This window comes from Epibacterium sp. ABZ3_068 (genome assembly GCF_056159265.1).
In genome coordinates this window covers 1-15,625 of sequence record NZ_JBSWUV010000003.1, presented here as the reverse complement: position 1 = coordinate 15,625, position 15,625 = coordinate 1, and the positions used below count along the sequence as shown (strand labels likewise).

Genomic DNA, 15,625 nt, shown 5'->3' with positions numbered 1-15,625 from the left:
GAAGTCGGAACATCCATCGTGGTGATGGGCGGACCGATGTCAAATGGCCATTTTCGGGGCGAACGGGTTGGTTCCGACACACATTTGTGGAAGTTCTCCGAGGCCGTCAAAGCCGGAGAGATGACATAGTAGGACGTCCTAGAGGCCGAGGCCTCGATGAGCCGGTCGACAGGTACATGCAATACCATGGGGGAACGCTTCCAACGTGGCGTCGATGGCCGAAGCCTTGGGGACGGCCTATGGCACGTGGTTCTGCGCAGCTCACCCAAAGCGGCTGCCGGTGGCCCGCTTGCCGTTGTACAGGATGGGGACATGATCGAACTGGATGTGCATGGCCGTTGCCTGCACCTGGATATTTCCGATGCTGAACTGAAGGCGCGTCTGGATGTCTGGAAACCCCGCTATGAACAGGCCGGTGGCGGATATGCCGCTTCCACGCGCGAAGACCGCGCCGCATTTCTGGAGACAATTGCAGATGAAATGGGTGCGCGCGGTGCGCGGATAACCAAGATTGGGGCACCGCATCAGCGCTCGCCGAGGGGGGGGCGGTGGTTGTAAAGGGGCATGAGGCTCACCCCGGCACCGGCGAGATCGTGGCAGAAGCCATCTATGCGGCCATTGCGGCCTGTGCGCTCGACCCCGGGACATTCAGTTTGATTTTCGCGAGGGACGCCAACCTTTGACAGCGGTGCGGTCGGGTGCCTTGTCGGGATATGACCATTGTTTGTGTTTGGACAAAGGCCGGATAACGCTTGATGATCAAACATCGGGACGTCGCATGTGCATGACAACAAACGCGGTTGGCTTGCAGGTCTACACATGTGACCATTTTGACGGCTCGGTTATGGGCAAGCAGAGCCGCCGGTATCAGCGTCATGATGCAATCTGCCTAGAGGCGCAGAACTGGCCGAATGCGGTCAACCGGCCAGACTGGACCGGCCTCAGTCCAGCTGTTTTGATGCCGGGACAGACCTACTCCGTTTGGCAAGAGCTGTCCTTCTTGGTGGTCTAAACCGGCCAAACCCCCTGGAATTTATCATATAACTTACCGCTTGTCAGGCGAACATGCTTTTTGACGGCCATTGACAGGTGGCAACGCGCGGTTTGGTGCAAGAGCAAAGCTAATGTTGCGACGCTTTCATCGTGGTCGGTAAAAAATGTGGAAGAAATCGGGGTGTGATTCTACGAATTTCGGCCTGAGTAACTCATATTATAAGTTTTCAATTGCGTGGGATGGGCTTTAGAAGGCTCGCGTTCTTTCTGGATGATTTGTCTGAAATTCAGAAATTGCCTAGCGAATTCAGGTGGTTTCAGGAATTTGTATGGCTGCTTTTGACTTCTTTATTGACAAATAACGCCTAAATCTATCATACAAATTATGCGACCCCATTATGGGGTGAGGGAGGAATTGAAATGAAACGTCTTATGTTGATGTCTACAGTCGCGGCCATATCGCTGGTCGCAGTTGCGGGCGCAGTTACGGCAGGGGATTGGAAAGGGTGGGCGATCCATCCTGAAGATTACCCAAACACCGTTGCAATGCAGGCCTTTGCAGAAAAAGTTGCCGCAGTGACCGATGGGCGCATAACGCCAACCGTATATGCGGGCGGTATTCTTGGCAGTCAGCCGGATGCCATCGAGCAGGTGCGCGCGGGTGCTTTGGAATGGGCAAATTTCAACATGGGACCGATGGGCGAAATTGTTCCCGCCACTAATGTCTTGTCACTCCCGTTTGTCTTTCGTGACGTGGATCACATGCATGTGGCAATGGACGGTGATGTGGGAGATCAGTTTTCAGCTGCGCTGAGTGAGGCCGGTTTGGTTGCCCTGTCCTGGTTCGACAGCGGGTCGCGCAGTTTTTACAACAGCAAGCAGCCGATCGAAACGCCCGAAGATATGGGTGGGCTGAAATTCCGGGTTATGAACAATGACCTTTATGTGCAGATGGTGTCCCAGCTTGGGGGGAATGCGACGCCTATGGCATATGGTGAAGTCTACCAATCCCTGCAGACCGGTGTGATCGACGGTGCTGAGAACAACTATCCTTCCTTTGAGAGTTCCGGTCACTTTGAGGTTGCAAAATACTACTCGATCACAAACCACCTGATCATCCCTGAGTGTCTTTGTGTGTCCTCCATCGTGTGGGATCAGGTTTCCGACACAGATAAGGTTGCGATTACCGCAGCGGCCAGGGAAGCGGCAGAGATCCAGCGGGATCTGTGGGCAAAACGGGAATTGGCAAGCCGGGAAAAAGTGGAGTCCGCCGGCGTGACAATCAACGAGGTGAGAGACCCGCTGGCGTTCCAGTCTGCGATGGAGCCGATCTATTCTAAGTTTGTCGAAAAGAATCCTGCACTTGAAAGCCTGATCTCGGACATTCAGTCCGCCAAGTAACCGCTTTCAAGTCTCCCCCAGGGCGGCCAGCCTCCCAAACTGGCCGCTCACCTAGCCTGTGACAGGTGAAAGGTAAGACGATGTATCATCAAGCGTCAGGTTCGGGCCCCTTGTTCAATGTGCTGGACGGCTGCGCGCGTCTTTGCATCGCGATTGCCGGTGTGAAGCTTGTTTCTCTGATCGGTATTTTCGGCTGGCTCGTCTTTGGCCGTTATGTCCTGAACGACACGCCAACCTGGGTCGAACAGCTGGCATTGCTTCTTGTGGTGTGGATCACCTTCCTAGGTGCCGCAGCGGGCGTCTGGTACAAAGACCACCTGTCCATCGACTTTATCCGCGAAAGTTTTCCGGGTCCGTTGCGCACGCCTTTGCGGTGGTTGGCGCTGATCGGAGTAACCGCGTTTGGCGGTTTTCTCGCCTATCAAGGATATGTTCTGGCAGACAAAACCTGGCCGCGGATCATCCCAATGCTTGGGATAAGCGAAGGCTGGCGGGCTGTGCCCATGTCGATCTGCGGCGCGCTGACCGTCATTTTCTCACTCTATCACATGTCCCTTTTGGCACAGGGCAAAGCCTTTCATGCAGGAGCGAAGTAAGTGGGCCTCTCAATTCTCTTTGGTCTCTTTGCCCTTGGGCTGCTGTGCGGAATGCCTGTGGCTTTTTCACTCGGGCTCGCGGCCGTGGGCGGCTTTATATACGAAGGCCTGCCCCTGTTTATCGGGTTTCAACGTATCCTCTCTGGCATATCGGTTTTTTCCCTGCTTGCGATCCCCTTCTTTATCTTTGCCGGGGAGTTGATGATGCAGGGCGGTATTGCCAACCGACTGGTGCGGTTGGCCGCCTCGGCGGTGGGTGCGGTCCGCGGCGGTTTGGGCGTGGTGAATGTTCTGTCCTCTATGCTGTTTGGTGGCATCTCCGGGTCTGCTGTCGCGGATACCTCTGCCCTGGGCTCCATTATGATCCCGGTGATGAAAGACAAGGGCTATGACCCGGACTATGCGGTCAATGTGACCGTGACCTCCTCGGTTGCCGGCGTGGTGATCCCGCCAAGCCACAATATGATCCTTTTTGCAGTGGCTGCGGGTGGCATATCAGTCTCTAAGCTGTTCATTGCCGGTATTGTTCCGGGTATTTTGATGTGCCTTTGCCTGGCGGTCGTAGCCTATGTGATTGCGGTGCGTCGCGGCTATCCTGCGGAAGAGTTTCCAGGCTTTAAGGCGCTTGGCATTGCGGCCATCGTTGCCCTGCCTGGGCTGATGACTGCGGTCATCATCGTCGGAGGCGTGTTGTCCGGTGTGATGACCGTGACAGAATCCGGCGCCTTTGGTGTGATCTGGGCTTTGCTCGTCACAACGCTGGTCTATCGTGAACTGACCTGGGATGCATTCAAGAAAGCAGTGGTCACCGCGGTGCGGACAACGGCGCTGGTGATGATGCTGGTGGCCGCGGCTTCTGCCTTCTCTTACTTGCTGGCCCTTTATCGAGTGCCGGATCTGCTGGCCCATGCCGTGACCGCGATCAGTGATAACCCGATTATTATCCTGTTGCTGATCAACCTGATCCTTTTGGTTCTTGGCATGATTATGGATATGGCAGCGTTGATCCTGATCTGTACGCCGATCTTTCTGCCGGTTGTTGTGGGGCTTGGCATGGATCCCATCCAGTTCGGCGTGATCTTGATGATGAATCTGGGTCTTGGCCTGTGCACCCCTCCGGTTGGCGCTTGTCTCTTTGTGGGCTGTATCGTCGGGAAAGTGCGCATCGAAGACGCGGTCCGGTCGATCTGGCCCTTCCACCTTGCCATTCTCTTTGCACTTCTGTGCGTCACCTACATCCCGGCAGTGTCGATGTTCCTGCCGAGCCTGATGGAGTAACCGATGTTAAAACGACTTTTGATTACGGGTGCAGCGGGTAATTTGGGCCGTATGACACGGGCCCGCCTGCAGCATCTGGCCGAAGAAATCCGCGTCAGCGACCTGGTACCGATAGATCGGATTTCCGAGAAGGAAGAGATCGTTCAGGCCAATCTGGCAGAGTATGAGGCGGTGTCCGATCTGGTTCAGGGCTGCGATGGTATCCTGCATCTGGGCGGTGTCTCGGTCGAGCAAAGCTATGATCTGATCGAGGCTGCAAACCTGCGTGGGGTGCATAACCTTTACGAAGCGGCACGTGTCCATGGTATGCCGCGGATCGTATTTGCCAGCTCCAACCACACCATCGGGTTTTATCCCCAGACCGAGCGTTTGACAGCGGATGCGCCGACCCGGCCGGATGGCTGGTACGGGGTTTCAAAGGTTTATGGCGAAGCGGTCGCGCAGATGTACCACGCCAAATTTGGTCAAGAGACCGCGCGATTGCGGATCGGGTCCTGCTTTGAAAAACCTGTGGATCGCCGGATGATGGCCACATGGTTCAGCTATGATGATTTTTGCAGCCTGATGGAGCGCCTTTTCAGCGTGCCCAAGCTCGGTTGCCCTGTGATCTGGGGCGCATCCGCCAACAGCTGCGGATGGTGGGACAATAGCCATATCCAATGGTTGGGATGGGCCCCAAAAGACAATAGCGAAATGTACCGAGACGCGGTTGAGACACTTCCGCCGCGTCCAGCCGATGCGCCGGATGTGCTCTGGCAAGGCGGCATGTTCACTGCGGACCCGATTATCAAAGACTGATCGAGCCCTGATCGAATGAAACGCCGGTGCAGGCAGTTGCCTGCACTGAACAGCGGAGCTTTGTCCGCGATTGTGGAGAAAAATGAAATGAGAAGGACACCACATGGCAGCCACCTGATCGCAGGCGATTGGGTCGAGACCAAAACGCGGTTCGCCTCGGAGCCGGCCACTGGAGAGGCGCATGATTTTTGTGTGGGGACAGTGGATTTGGTCCATGAAGCCTGCGAAGCCGCAGAGGAGGCGTTCTGGTCGTTTGGATATTCAACCCGCGCCACCCGCGCGGCCTTTCTGAACAAGATTGCCGATGAGATTGAAGCGCGTTTGGAAACAATCGTCCAAATCGGCAGCCAGGAAACGGGGCTGGCGGAAGGGCGTTTGCGTGGCGAATGTGGGCGTACAACGGGACAGCTGCGTCTGTTTGCCCAACATATTCTTGACGGCGGCTATCTTGATCTGCGCCATGATACCGCATTGCCCGATCGAGCGCCTTTACCACGTCCGGACTTGCGTATGATGCAGCGCCCCATTGGTCCCGTTGCTGTCTTTGGTGCGTCGAACTTCCCGCTGGCCTTTTCAGTGGCCGGTGGTGACACCGCTGCAGCACTGGCGGCAGGATGCCCCGTTGTTGTAAAGGGCCATTCGGCCCATCCAGGAACCGGTGAGATTGTCGCCGAAGCGGTTCATGCTGCCGTAAGAACATGTAAATTACACCCCGGAGTGTTTAGCCTGATACAGGGAGGGCGCCGTGATGTTGGCGCCGCGCTTGTGCAGCATCCGCGGATCAAGGCTGTCGGCTTTACCGGGTCTCTTGGCGGCGGTCGTGCGCTTTTTGATCTGTGTGCGCAGCGCGCTGAACCGATCCCGTTCTTCGGTGAGCTGGGCAGCGTCAACCCGATGTTCATCCTGCCCGTTGCGGCTGCTGCACGCGCAACGGAAATTGCAACCGGATGGGCCGCATCGCTTGTTATGGGGGCGGGCCAGTTCTGCACCAATCCCGGCATTGCCATCATCCTGGAAGAGCAAGCGGAAGAGTTTGCGCGGACGGCTGTGTCTGAGCTGAAAAAGACCCAGGCGCAGACCATGCTGACACCGGGTATTGCAACCGCCTTTGCGGACGGTTGCCATCGGATTGCGAATGACAAAAACGTACATATTCTGCTCAGCTCGGATAGCACGCCGCGCTCGGCGGCGCCTCAGCTTGCTCAGGTCAAAGGGTCTGATTGGATTGCAAATCCGGAGCTGGCGGAAGAGGTCTTTGGTCCGTTGGGGCTGATCGTCACTGTTGCGTCGACATCGGAAATGGTTGAAATTGCGCAACATTTCGTAGGGCAATTGACCTGTACGCTCCATCTGGACGGCGGCGATACCGCGCTAGCCCAAAGCCTGATGCCAATCCTGGAACGCAAAGCCGGGCGGGTGCTCGCCAATGGTTTCCCGACTGGTGTGGAGGTCAGCGATACGATGGTTCATGGCGGGCCTTATCCGGCCTCGACCAATTTTGGCGCAACCTCGGTTGGCACCCTGTCGATCCGCCGTTTTCTGCGTCCCGTTTGTTTCCAAAATATTCCCGCAGAGCTGCTGCCTGCCGCCCTCGTAACGCCCGAGTAACTGGAGAATTCCGATGTTGACACCTCTTGAAATCAAACATGCGCTTGGATCGGGCCTGTTGTCATTTCCTGTCACCCATTTCGATGAAAGTGGGACGTTCCAGGCAGACAGCTACCAGAACCACATCAGCTGGCTTGCTGGCTACGACGCACCGGTTCTGTTTGCTGCGGGCGGCACCGGTGAGTTCTTCTCACTCTCTCCGTCCGAAATTGTGCCAATTGTTGCGGCAGCCAAGGAAAGCGCAGGTAAAACGGCAATCGTTTCGGGATGTGGCTATGGCACAGAGATGGCCGTGGAGATCGCGCAGTCGGTGCAAAAGGTCGGCGCGGACGGCATTCTGCTTTTGCCGCATTACCTGATCGACGCCCCCCAGGAAGGGCTTTATGCACATGTCAAAACCGTCTGCCAGTCCGTCGATTTTGGGGTGATGGTCTATAACCGTGACAATGCGGTTTTGCAGCCCGACACATTGGCGCGTTTGTGTGATGCCTGTCCCAACCTGATTGGCTTTAAGGACGGCACCGGAGACATCGGGCTTGTGCGTCAGATCACCGCGAAAATGGGCGATCGCCTTACATATCTGGGCGGAATGCCCACGGCGGAACTGTTTGCCGAAGCCTATCTGGGGGCCGGTTTCACCACCTATTCTTCGGCTGTGTTCAATTTTGTTCCGGACCTTGCAAATAAATTCTACAGGGCGCTGCGGGCAGGAGACAATGCCACCTGTGCGGCGATCTTGAACGATTTCTTTTATCCGTTCATGGATCTGCGCAACCGACGCAAGGGCTACGCGGTTTCGGCCATCAAGGCGGGTGTGCGTCTGGTGGGGTTTGATGCGGGTAGAGTACGCGCGCCTCTGGACGATCTGACCGAAGAAGAGGAAGCTGTTCTGCAAAAGATCATCGACGCCAACGCAGGCTGAGGAGGTGCATATGAAAATCGCTGAGGTTTGCACACATTTGCTGGAACATCGGTTGGAGGTTCCGTTTGAGAGCGCCTCTATGCGGTTTGATCGGCGCCAGCATGTGCTGGTAGAGGTGATCTGCGAGGATGGCACCACGGGCTGGGGCGAATGCCTTGGCCCGGCTGTGCCAAATGCGGCGGTGGTTGCGGGGTATCGCGGATGGCTGATCGGACAAAACCCGCTGGAGACGGAAAAGCTGTGGGCGACATTGTACAACGCTATGCGTGACCAGGGGCAGCGTGGCCTGACCGTCACGGCGCTTTCTGGCATTGATGTGGCCCTGTGGGACATCAAAGGCAAGCATTTTGGTGTTTCAGTCTCAACCCTGCTGGGCGGGCGGTTCCGTGACAGCGTGCGGGCCTATGCGACGGGCAGCTTTAAACGTGACGGTGTCGACCGGGTTGAAGACAACGCCCGTGAGGTGGCGAAACATAAGGAAGCCGGTTTTCACGCGGCCAAGATCAAGATTGGTTTTGACGTGAGTGAGGACCTTGAGGTGATCAAGGCCGTGCGGGATGTCATGGGGGATGACATGCGTCTGATGATTGATGCCAATCACGGCTATGACGTGGTGGATGCGGTGCAGCTTGGGAACAAGGCAGCGGATTACGGTGTTGATTGGTTCGAAGAACCTGTGGTGCCAGAGCAGCTGTCGTCCTATGCCGAAGTGCGGGCCCGACAGCCCATTCCGGTGGCCGGTGGGGAAACCTGGCACACCCGTTGGGGATTTGCGGACCCCTTGGTGCGGCGTTTGGTCGATATTGCCCAGCCGGATATCTGTGGCGTGGGCGGTTTGAGCGAGGCCAAGAAGGTTGCGGATTTGGCGGCGCTCTATGGTGTCCGTCTGGTGCCCCATGTCTGGGGTACGGGTGTTCAAATCGCTGCGGCGTTGCAGTTCATGGCGTCGATGGTGCCGTCTCCGGTACGTCCCAGACCGGTTGAGCCGATTATGGAGTTCGACCGCACCCATAACCCCTTCCGTCAGGCCGTTTTGACAACCCCATTGGAACATGATCGCGGCATTGTGGCGATCCCGGACGGACCGGGTTTGGGGGTTGAGATTAACCAGGATGCGCTTCGCGAATTTGCTTTGAAAGAGTGACCATGATTGAACGAAAACTGACCGGCGCGCCGCCGCTCCTGTCCCTGCCAATGGGCACTGTGGATACGCAAACCCATCTCTATCTGCCCGGTTTTCCGGCGCGCGCGGGCGGACCCGGCCTGCCGCCCGACCCGCTGCCGACGCCAGATATGTATCGTCAGACTATGGCGTGGCTGGGGATCGACCGAGTTGTGGTGACACAAGGCAATGCGCATCAGGCAGACAATGACTGCCTGTTGGCCTGTCTCGACGCCATGGGAGATCTGGCCCGTGGCGTTGCGGTAATCACTGGGTCCGAAAGTGATGCAGAGATCCAGGCCTTGACCGACCGGCGCATCGTCGGCGCGCGGATCATGGACCTGCCCGGTGGTGCGCTTGGCCTCGACGGGCTGGAGGTGGTTGATGTCCGCGCCCATAGCGCCGGGTGGATGATGGCAGTGCAGTTTGACGGCAGCAGCCTGCCCGAGCGTATGGACCAGCTTTTGGGGCTCAAATCCCGTTGGGTTCTGGATCACCACGCCAAGATTTTTGGCGGGGCGACCGACCGACATGTGGACTGCGTGAAACGTCTGATTGATGGCGGCAATATGTGGTTCAAATTTGCCGGTTGCTATGAAAGCAGTCAGGAAGGCGGGCCGGATTTTGCGGATATTGCCAAGGTTGCCTGTGAGATTGCGGCCTATGCGCCTGAGCGCGTGATCTGGGGCACCAACTGGCCGCATAATCTGGCGCAGAAAACCGAGGATTACCCGGATGATGGAGCCTTGTTGGATACGGTTTTATCGTGGGTGCCTGAAGCTGCGTTGCAGAAGGTCTTGGTTGACAATCCGCAGGAGCTTTATGGTTTTCCGGATTGGTCGCAATAGCCTTCGGAACGGGGGTCAGCTCTCGGGCTGGCCCCGCAGCAAGGTGCGATAGCGTTGTTGGCTGTCTTGAAGGTGCTGGCGCATTGCAATCCGCGCTGCCTGTTCATCCCGGTTCAGGATTGCCGTTACAATTGCATCATGTTCCTCGTTGATGCAATCTACATAGCTTTGCGGATACGGGCGGTTCTTTGATCCGTCCAAAGCCCGGCGTGGGATGGCAGACGGGCCCAGCATTGCCAAAAATTCAACAAACCGAGGGTTATGGGTGGCGCGCGCAATGGCCTGATGCAGCGCAAAGTCAGCATCACTTGACGATTCCTGTGCGGAATTGGCGCGTGTGACCTCTTTGAGGCTGTCAATGATCGCTTCTTCCTCGCTTGGACCGCACCGCTGTGCCGCAAGCCCTGCGGCTTCAACCTCGACGGCCGTCCGCAGTTCAAGAAGCTCGATCACCGTTGAGAGGCGCCCCAGATCAACCGAGGTGAACGGCGCTTCGGGCGGTGCCTTGTGTTCCAGAACATAGACGCCAGAGCCTTGTCGCGGTTCTACCAGCCCATCGGCCCGCAGCGCGGCAATGGCTTCGCGCACCACTGTCCTGCTCACCGAAAATTCCTCAGTCAGCTTTGCTTCACTTGGCAGTCGATCCCCGATCTGAAAACGGCCATCGCGGATTTGACTGCGTAGGGTATCCCTCAACGTTGAGACTCGTGTTTTTTTATTTAAGGTATTTATCTGATTTCTCCCGGTGACGACATGTTCGATAAATATGTCGTACTGCATTGTGTAAACTGTATGACAAGAACGGGGAGCAGTTCAAGGGATCAGCAAGAAATCGAGTGAGATGCCCGTGGGAATGATGAATTTGTTTTCGCTGTTATATTTGATCCCCGGGTTTGACCGGGTGATCTTTTCGTTCGTGCGGTTTGATCTGATGGGCAGATCATCTGAGCCGGTCAGACCCGCTTTATAGCAGCAAAGCGGAAGGTTGACGGTTTTCCAAGGCTTCGCCTTCGCCCATGAGGCCAGTGCTGTCACGCTAGCTTCTCCGGTGGCACTATGCCGTCTTCGGTCGCAACCAGAGAGAAATCGGCCAGTTCCGCAAAACGTGCGGCTTTTGCGCGGCCGAATTTTGAGCTGTCGATCACTAGCACATTGCGCTGCGCGCGCTTCATGACCAGTTGTTTCAGGTTTGCTTCGCGAAAACTCGTGCAGGTGATACCAAGCGCGCGATCAACCCCCGCGGCTGACATCAGAGCAAGATTGATTGCATAGGCATCCAACGTCATATCGTCCTGTGTCGGATAGAAAGAGGCGGTTGGTGGGTGATAGACACCGCCGAGCATGACAAGTTGAATGTTTGGTTTGCGAATAACGAGGTCCGCAATGTTCATTGCGTAACATATGACCGTCAATTTCATTTCTGGCGGAATGGCATTGATAAGAGAGGCCAGGGTGGTCCCGCAATCCACAAACAGCGTATCTTCTTCGCGCAGCAGGGGAATACACGCATTGCATGCGCGGCGTTTCTCCTCTTCGTGCAGTTCCACGGCTTGCGCCAACTCGTAGGGCGCCCGCTGCTGAATGCCTTGCGCCGACACAATATGGCCGCCTAGAAACTGAAATAAATCACCATTATCGCGAATATCCCGGCGGATGGTCATTTCTGAAACGTCGAGCTTATCCGCCGCGTCACGCACATGAATGGGGCCATCCTTCGCGACGGTGTCCTGCAGCCAGGCAATGCGCGCATCCTTGCGGCGACCTGCATTTTGACGCGTGTCCGTTGTCGACATTGGAGACCTCCGGTGATCAAGTAATGTTATAAGTGTAACAAAAATAGTTGCTATGGCAACATTGACGGAACATTATGTCTTGTAGCTCCGGTGAGATTCGCCACAAGAAGCCTGAGGAGATAACTGCCATGACAGAGGTCGCGACCTTGCCCGCCCCGACATCGCAGGCGCATCCGCGCAACTGCGGGATGCCGCTCGATTTCGCTGCCGTCAATGCCGTGCGCGTCAACACCCAGGCCTCGATACGGCGGGCGGCCAGCCTGCCTGGTCGGCGTGCGGTGAAGGGGGATGCACAAACGGCCTGGCTCTTGAAGGCTGTGACCTGCATCGACCTGACCACTTTGAATGGCGATGATACGGAAGGTCGCGTCCGGCGTTTGTGCGCCAAGGCAGCGCAGCCCGTGCGGGCAGATATACTGAACGCATTTGGAGTTGCGGATCGCCGGATAACAACAGGGGCGGTCTGTGTCTATCATCGCTTTGTTGCCACAGCGGTTGAGGCTTTGGTGGGCACAGGCATTCCAGTGGCCGCAGTATCAACCGGGTTCCCTGCAGGCCTTTCCCCGCATAAAACCAAATTGGCAGAGATCGAAGCCTCTGTTGCGGATGGTGCCGAAGAGATCGACATTGTCATTACGCGCGAACATGTGCTGACCGGCAATTGGCAGGCATTATATGATGAGATGCGCGAATATCGCGCCGCCTGCGGGGAGGCTCATGTCAAAGCTATCCTCGCCACGGGTGACCTGAAGACCCTACGCAATGTGGCGCGTGCAAGTCTGGTCTGCATGATGGCTGGCGCCGATTTCATCAAGACATCAACCGGCAAGGAAAGCGTCAATGCAACCCTGCCTGTTTCGCTGACAATGGTGCGTGCCATCCGTCAATACCGCGAGATGACCGGCGTGAAGGTCGGCTACAAACCGGCAGGCGGCGTGTCCAAGGCAAAAGACGTGTTGAGCTATTTCGCCCTCATGAAAGAAGAGCTTGGCCACGACTGGTTGCAGCCTGATCTGTTTCGGATTGGTGCATCTTCTTTGCTGGGAGACATCGAACGGCAACTCGAACACCGTATGACCGGAGCGTACAGTTCCGCTCGTCGCCACCCGATTGGATAAGCAAGATGACCGTAGCGAGCTATTTCGACAGTATGGATTACGCCCCCAGCACCGAGGACGACAGCACAGCCCGCGCTTGGCTGGACGCGCATCAAGGCCAGTTTGGTCACTACATCAATGGATCCTTTACGGTTGCTGCGGAAGGGTTTGACACCATCGAGCCCGCAACAGGACAGCAACTGGCCCGCATCAGTCAGGGGACTGAGGCGGATGTGGACAGCGCGGTTTCGGCTGCCCGTAAGGCGCAGAAAGGCTGGGCCGCTATGCCTGGCCATGAGCGCGCGCGCAAATTATATGCTTTGGCCCGGATCGTTCAGCGCAACGCTCGTCTTCTGTCGGTTGTGGAAGCACTGGACAATGGCAAGCCCATTCGCGAAACACGCGATATCGACATCCCTCTTGCGGCGCGTCACTTCTACCATCACGCGGGCTGGGCCCAGCTGCAGGACAGCCAGTTTGCAGAGTATGATCCGATTGGCGTGATTGGTCAGGTCATTCCTTGGAACTTCCCTTTCCTGATGCTCGCGTGGAAAGTGGCTCCGGCCTTGGCTCTGGGCAATACGGTTGTTCTGAAACCTGCGGAATCCACGCCGCTGACTGCGTTGTTGTTTGCCGAGCTCGCCCAAGCCGCTGGTCTGCCAGATGGGGTTTTGAACATCGTAACCGGTGACGGTGCCACGGGTGCACTGATCGCGGCGCATGATGATGTGGACAAGGTCGCCTTTACCGGTTCGACCGAAGTCGGGCGTCAGATCCGCGAGGCCACTGCAGGTTCTGGCAAGTCCCTGACGCTGGAACTTGGTGGGAAATCTCCGTTCATCGTCTGCGAGGATGCCGATCTGGATGCTGCTGTTGAAGGCGTGGTGGATGCCATTTGGTTCAACCAGGGTCAGGTTTGCTGTGCGGGGTCCCGTCTTTTGGTTCAGGAGGGGATCGCCGAGCGTTTCCACACACGTCTGGCCGAGCGGATGAAGCAGTTGCGCGTGGGGGCGTCGCTGGACAAGACCATTGATATGGCCGCCGTCATCGACAAGGCGCAACAGGCCCGCATCGCGGGTTTTGTAGACCGCGCGGTTTCTGCGGGTGCAACTCTGGTTCAGGGCACGCTGGACGTCAACGGCGACGGCAGCTTCTATCCTCCAACCCTTCTGCAGAATATCCCTGCAACCTGTGACGCCGCTACGGAAGAGATATTTGGCCCGGTGGCCGTCTCCATGACCTTCCGAACCCCGGACGAGGCTGTAACGCTGGCCAATCACTCGCGCTATGGCCTGGCCGCCAGCATCTGGAGTGAAAATGTAAATCTTGCGTTGGATTTGGCCGCCAAGGTGCAGGCCGGTATTGTCTGGGTCAATTGCACCAATGTGATGGATGCGGGTGTCGGCTTCGGCGGGGTCAAAGAGAGCGGATTTGGACGTGAAGGCGGGCGCGAAGGCTGTTTTGACTACCTTAAACCCCGCTCACTGGTCAAGGCGCCGCTGCGCAAAGCCGTGCAGGTTGCCAGTGCAAAGGGCTTTGCGCTGGATCCTGTTGACCGCACCGCAAAGTTTTTTGTCGGGGGCAAGCAAACGCGTCCGGACGGGGGCAACGTGCGCCCGGTGATCAGCGCCAAAGGCGATGTGCTCGGCGAAGTTGGTGACGGAAATCGCAAGGATATTCGCAATGCAGTCGAGGCCGCGCGCGGTGCGGCAGGGTGGGGGGCTAAAACCCAGCATAACCGCGCGCAAATCCTGTACTACATGGGTGAAAACCTGTCTGCCCGCGCAGATGAATTTGCCTTGCGGATTCAGGCCATGACCGGGGTCAAGGCGGACAAAGCCCATGCGGAGGTTACGGCAACCGTATCCCGCCTGTTCAGCTATGGTGCATGGGCCGACAAATTCGAGGGTCAGGTCCATATGCCCCCGATGAAAGGGCTCGCGCTGGCGATACCCGAAGCCATCGGCGTTGCAGGTGTGATCTGCCCTCAGGAAGCGCCGCTGTTGGGCTTTGTCTCAACCGTTGCCCCGTTGATCGCAACGGGAAACCGCGTGGTTGCTGTCGCCTCTGAGGTCCACCCGCTATCGGCCACTGATTTTTATCAGGTGCTTGAAACGTCGGATCTGCCTGCAGGTGTATTGAACATTGTAACCGGCAGCTCAGATGTGTTGGGGGCCGAATTGGCGAAACATAACGATGTTGATGTGGTTTGGGCCTTTGGCTCTTCCGAGTTGGCGCAAACCGTGGAGCGTCTGTCAGCGGGTAATCTGAAACGCGTGTTTACGGATCACGGTCGGGCCTGGGACTGGTTCTCGTCGGCAACCGAGGGTGAACATTTCCTGCGTCACGCCACACAGGTGAAGAACATCTGGGTTCCTTACGGCGAGTGATAGCGTAAGGACCGAGCGGCAAAGTCTCGGGCGAGACAGTTCGTAAATGGACGCAGGAAGATGGCATCTGGCTTTCCCGCAAACAGCGTCGAACGTTCCATCAGCCGCGCTTACGTCGGGAATGCTTCGGCGAGCTGATCCAAATCGACGGGTCGGATCACAGATGGTTCGAGGATCGAGGCGATCCCTGTACCCTGCTCGTCATCATCGACGAAGCGACCAGCACCTTGATGGAACTACGGTTCGTCACATCGGAAAGCACCTTCAGCTATTGCGAGGCGCTGGAAAGTTATCTGCAAAGTACGACCGCAAGCGCATCCGGCTCGACGTCAACGATCTGACGTGCGGTCTGGTTGGAAAATACGTCGATACCTATGAGTTTGCAGATGGCCGCATTCAGGTCCGCCCAAAAGGTGCCACCTTACCTTGCACTGTGTTCAGTCCGCATCAGTAGCGCGTGACCCACGCGGCGATCACCGAGAACAAACGCCTAAGCGCAGTTCTGGCACACATCAAAGCGTCGGAGACTACTTCGGATACGTCCAAAGCTCTTCATCTGCATGAATGGCCGCGACAACCTCTTTGGCCCGCGCTTCGGCGCCTCTTACAACACCTAGCAACTGTATTTATCATACATTCTGAGGAGCCCAGTTTTGTCGTGATTTGACGAGTGCGTTGGCGATTGTGATGAGCTTTCGGGCGACTGCCGTGATTACGACCTTGTGCGGTTTTCCAGCAG

General features: G+C 56.9%; 15 protein-coding genes and 2 pseudogenes. 14 read left to right on the top strand and 3 right to left on the bottom strand.

From position 1 onward, the window contains the following. Window positions 1–9: 9 nt before the first annotated feature. The 11 genes and pseudogenes from ACXAEW_RS20965 to ACXAEW_RS20915 all read left to right on the top strand — a co-directional run. A pseudogene (locus ACXAEW_RS20965) lies at window positions 10–238 on the top strand (dihydroxy-acid dehydratase domain-containing protein); the annotation flags it as partial. An 8-nt stretch (window positions 239–246) separates the two neighbouring features. Beyond that, complete coding sequence (locus ACXAEW_RS20960; protein WP_474943288.1) at window positions 247–558, top strand: hypothetical protein; 312 nt, start codon at window positions 247–249, stop codon at window positions 556–558. Window positions 559–688: 130 nt separating this feature from the next. Beyond that, window positions 689–1,012 carry an aldose epimerase family protein gene (locus tag ACXAEW_RS20955; RefSeq protein WP_474943443.1) on the top strand — a complete coding sequence of 108 codons (324 nt, stop codon included), beginning with the start codon at window positions 689–691 and terminating at the stop codon, window positions 1,010–1,012. Between the two features lie 401 nt (window positions 1,013–1,413). Continuing rightward, window positions 1,414–2,394: a TRAP transporter substrate-binding protein gene (locus tag ACXAEW_RS20950; protein ID WP_474943287.1), complete on the top strand. Its 981-nt coding sequence runs from the start codon at window positions 1,414–1,416 to the stop codon at window positions 2,392–2,394. A gap of 80 nt (window positions 2,395–2,474) precedes the next feature. Continuing rightward, window positions 2,475–2,990, top strand: a complete 516-nt coding sequence (locus ACXAEW_RS20945; protein ID WP_474943286.1) for a TRAP transporter small permease — start codon at window positions 2,475–2,477, stop codon at window positions 2,988–2,990. Next, window positions 2,991–4,268 (top strand): TRAP transporter large permease, encoded by a 1,278-nt coding sequence (locus ACXAEW_RS20940; protein WP_474943285.1) that lies wholly within the window; start codon window positions 2,991–2,993, stop codon window positions 4,266–4,268. A 3-nt stretch (window positions 4,269–4,271) separates the two neighbouring features. Next, window positions 4,272–5,066, top strand: a complete 795-nt coding sequence (locus ACXAEW_RS20935; RefSeq protein WP_474943284.1) for an NAD-dependent epimerase/dehydratase family protein — start codon at window positions 4,272–4,274, stop codon at window positions 5,064–5,066. An 87-nt stretch (window positions 5,067–5,153) separates the two neighbouring features. Then, on the top strand, window positions 5,154–6,674 hold the full coding sequence (locus ACXAEW_RS20930; RefSeq protein ID WP_474943283.1) for an aldehyde dehydrogenase (NADP(+)): 1,521 nt from the start codon (window positions 5,154–5,156) through the stop codon (window positions 6,672–6,674). A 16-nt stretch (window positions 6,675–6,690) separates the two neighbouring features. Continuing rightward, a complete protein-coding gene (gene kdgD / locus ACXAEW_RS20925; RefSeq protein ID WP_474943442.1) occupies window positions 6,691–7,596 on the top strand; it encodes a 5-dehydro-4-deoxyglucarate dehydratase in 906 nt (301 codons plus the stop codon). A gap of 10 nt (window positions 7,597–7,606) precedes the next feature. After that, window positions 7,607–8,740: a mandelate racemase/muconate lactonizing enzyme family protein gene (locus tag ACXAEW_RS20920; RefSeq protein WP_474943282.1), complete on the top strand. Its 1,134-nt coding sequence runs from the start codon at window positions 7,607–7,609 to the stop codon at window positions 8,738–8,740. Window positions 8,741–8,742: 2 nt separating this feature from the next. After that, complete coding sequence (locus ACXAEW_RS20915) at window positions 8,743–9,606, top strand: amidohydrolase family protein (protein ID WP_474943281.1); 864 nt, start codon at window positions 8,743–8,745, stop codon at window positions 9,604–9,606. Window positions 9,607–9,621: 15 nt separating this feature from the next. Here the strand turns inward: ACXAEW_RS20915 and ACXAEW_RS20910 are convergent, their stop codons facing one another. Genes ACXAEW_RS20910 through ACXAEW_RS20900 form a run of 3 tightly spaced genes read right to left on the bottom strand, consistent with a single transcriptional unit; the run spans window position 9,622 to window position 11,399 of the window. Next, window positions 9,622–10,386: a FadR/GntR family transcriptional regulator gene (locus tag ACXAEW_RS20910; RefSeq protein ID WP_474943280.1), complete on the bottom strand. Its 765-nt coding sequence runs from the start codon at window positions 10,384–10,386 to the stop codon at window positions 9,622–9,624. A 33-nt stretch (window positions 10,387–10,419) separates the two neighbouring features. Then, window positions 10,420–10,641: a hypothetical protein gene (locus ACXAEW_RS20905; RefSeq protein WP_474943279.1), complete on the bottom strand. Its 222-nt coding sequence runs from the start codon at window positions 10,639–10,641 to the stop codon at window positions 10,420–10,422. Further along, window positions 10,638–11,399, bottom strand: coding sequence for a DeoR/GlpR family DNA-binding transcription regulator (locus ACXAEW_RS20900; RefSeq protein WP_474943278.1), 762 nt, complete (start codon window positions 11,397–11,399; stop codon window positions 10,638–10,640). The genes ACXAEW_RS20905 and ACXAEW_RS20900 overlap by 4 nt, the downstream gene beginning before the upstream one ends. 128 nt (window positions 11,400–11,527) lie before the next feature. Between ACXAEW_RS20900 and deoC the strand changes: the two genes are divergently transcribed. From deoC to ACXAEW_RS20885, 3 genes and pseudogenes are all read left to right on the top strand, one after another. Continuing rightward, window positions 11,528–12,517: a deoxyribose-phosphate aldolase gene (gene deoC, locus ACXAEW_RS20895; protein ID WP_474943277.1), complete on the top strand. Its 990-nt coding sequence runs from the start codon at window positions 11,528–11,530 to the stop codon at window positions 12,515–12,517. 5 nt (window positions 12,518–12,522) lie between these two features. Beyond that, window positions 12,523–14,886, top strand: a complete 2,364-nt coding sequence (locus ACXAEW_RS20890; RefSeq protein WP_474943276.1) for an aldehyde dehydrogenase family protein — start codon at window positions 12,523–12,525, stop codon at window positions 14,884–14,886. Window positions 14,887–14,906: 20 nt separating this feature from the next. After that, window positions 14,907–15,403: pseudogene (locus tag ACXAEW_RS20885) on the top strand (ISNCY family transposase); the annotation flags it as partial. Between the last annotated feature and the right edge of the window lie 222 nt (window positions 15,404–15,625).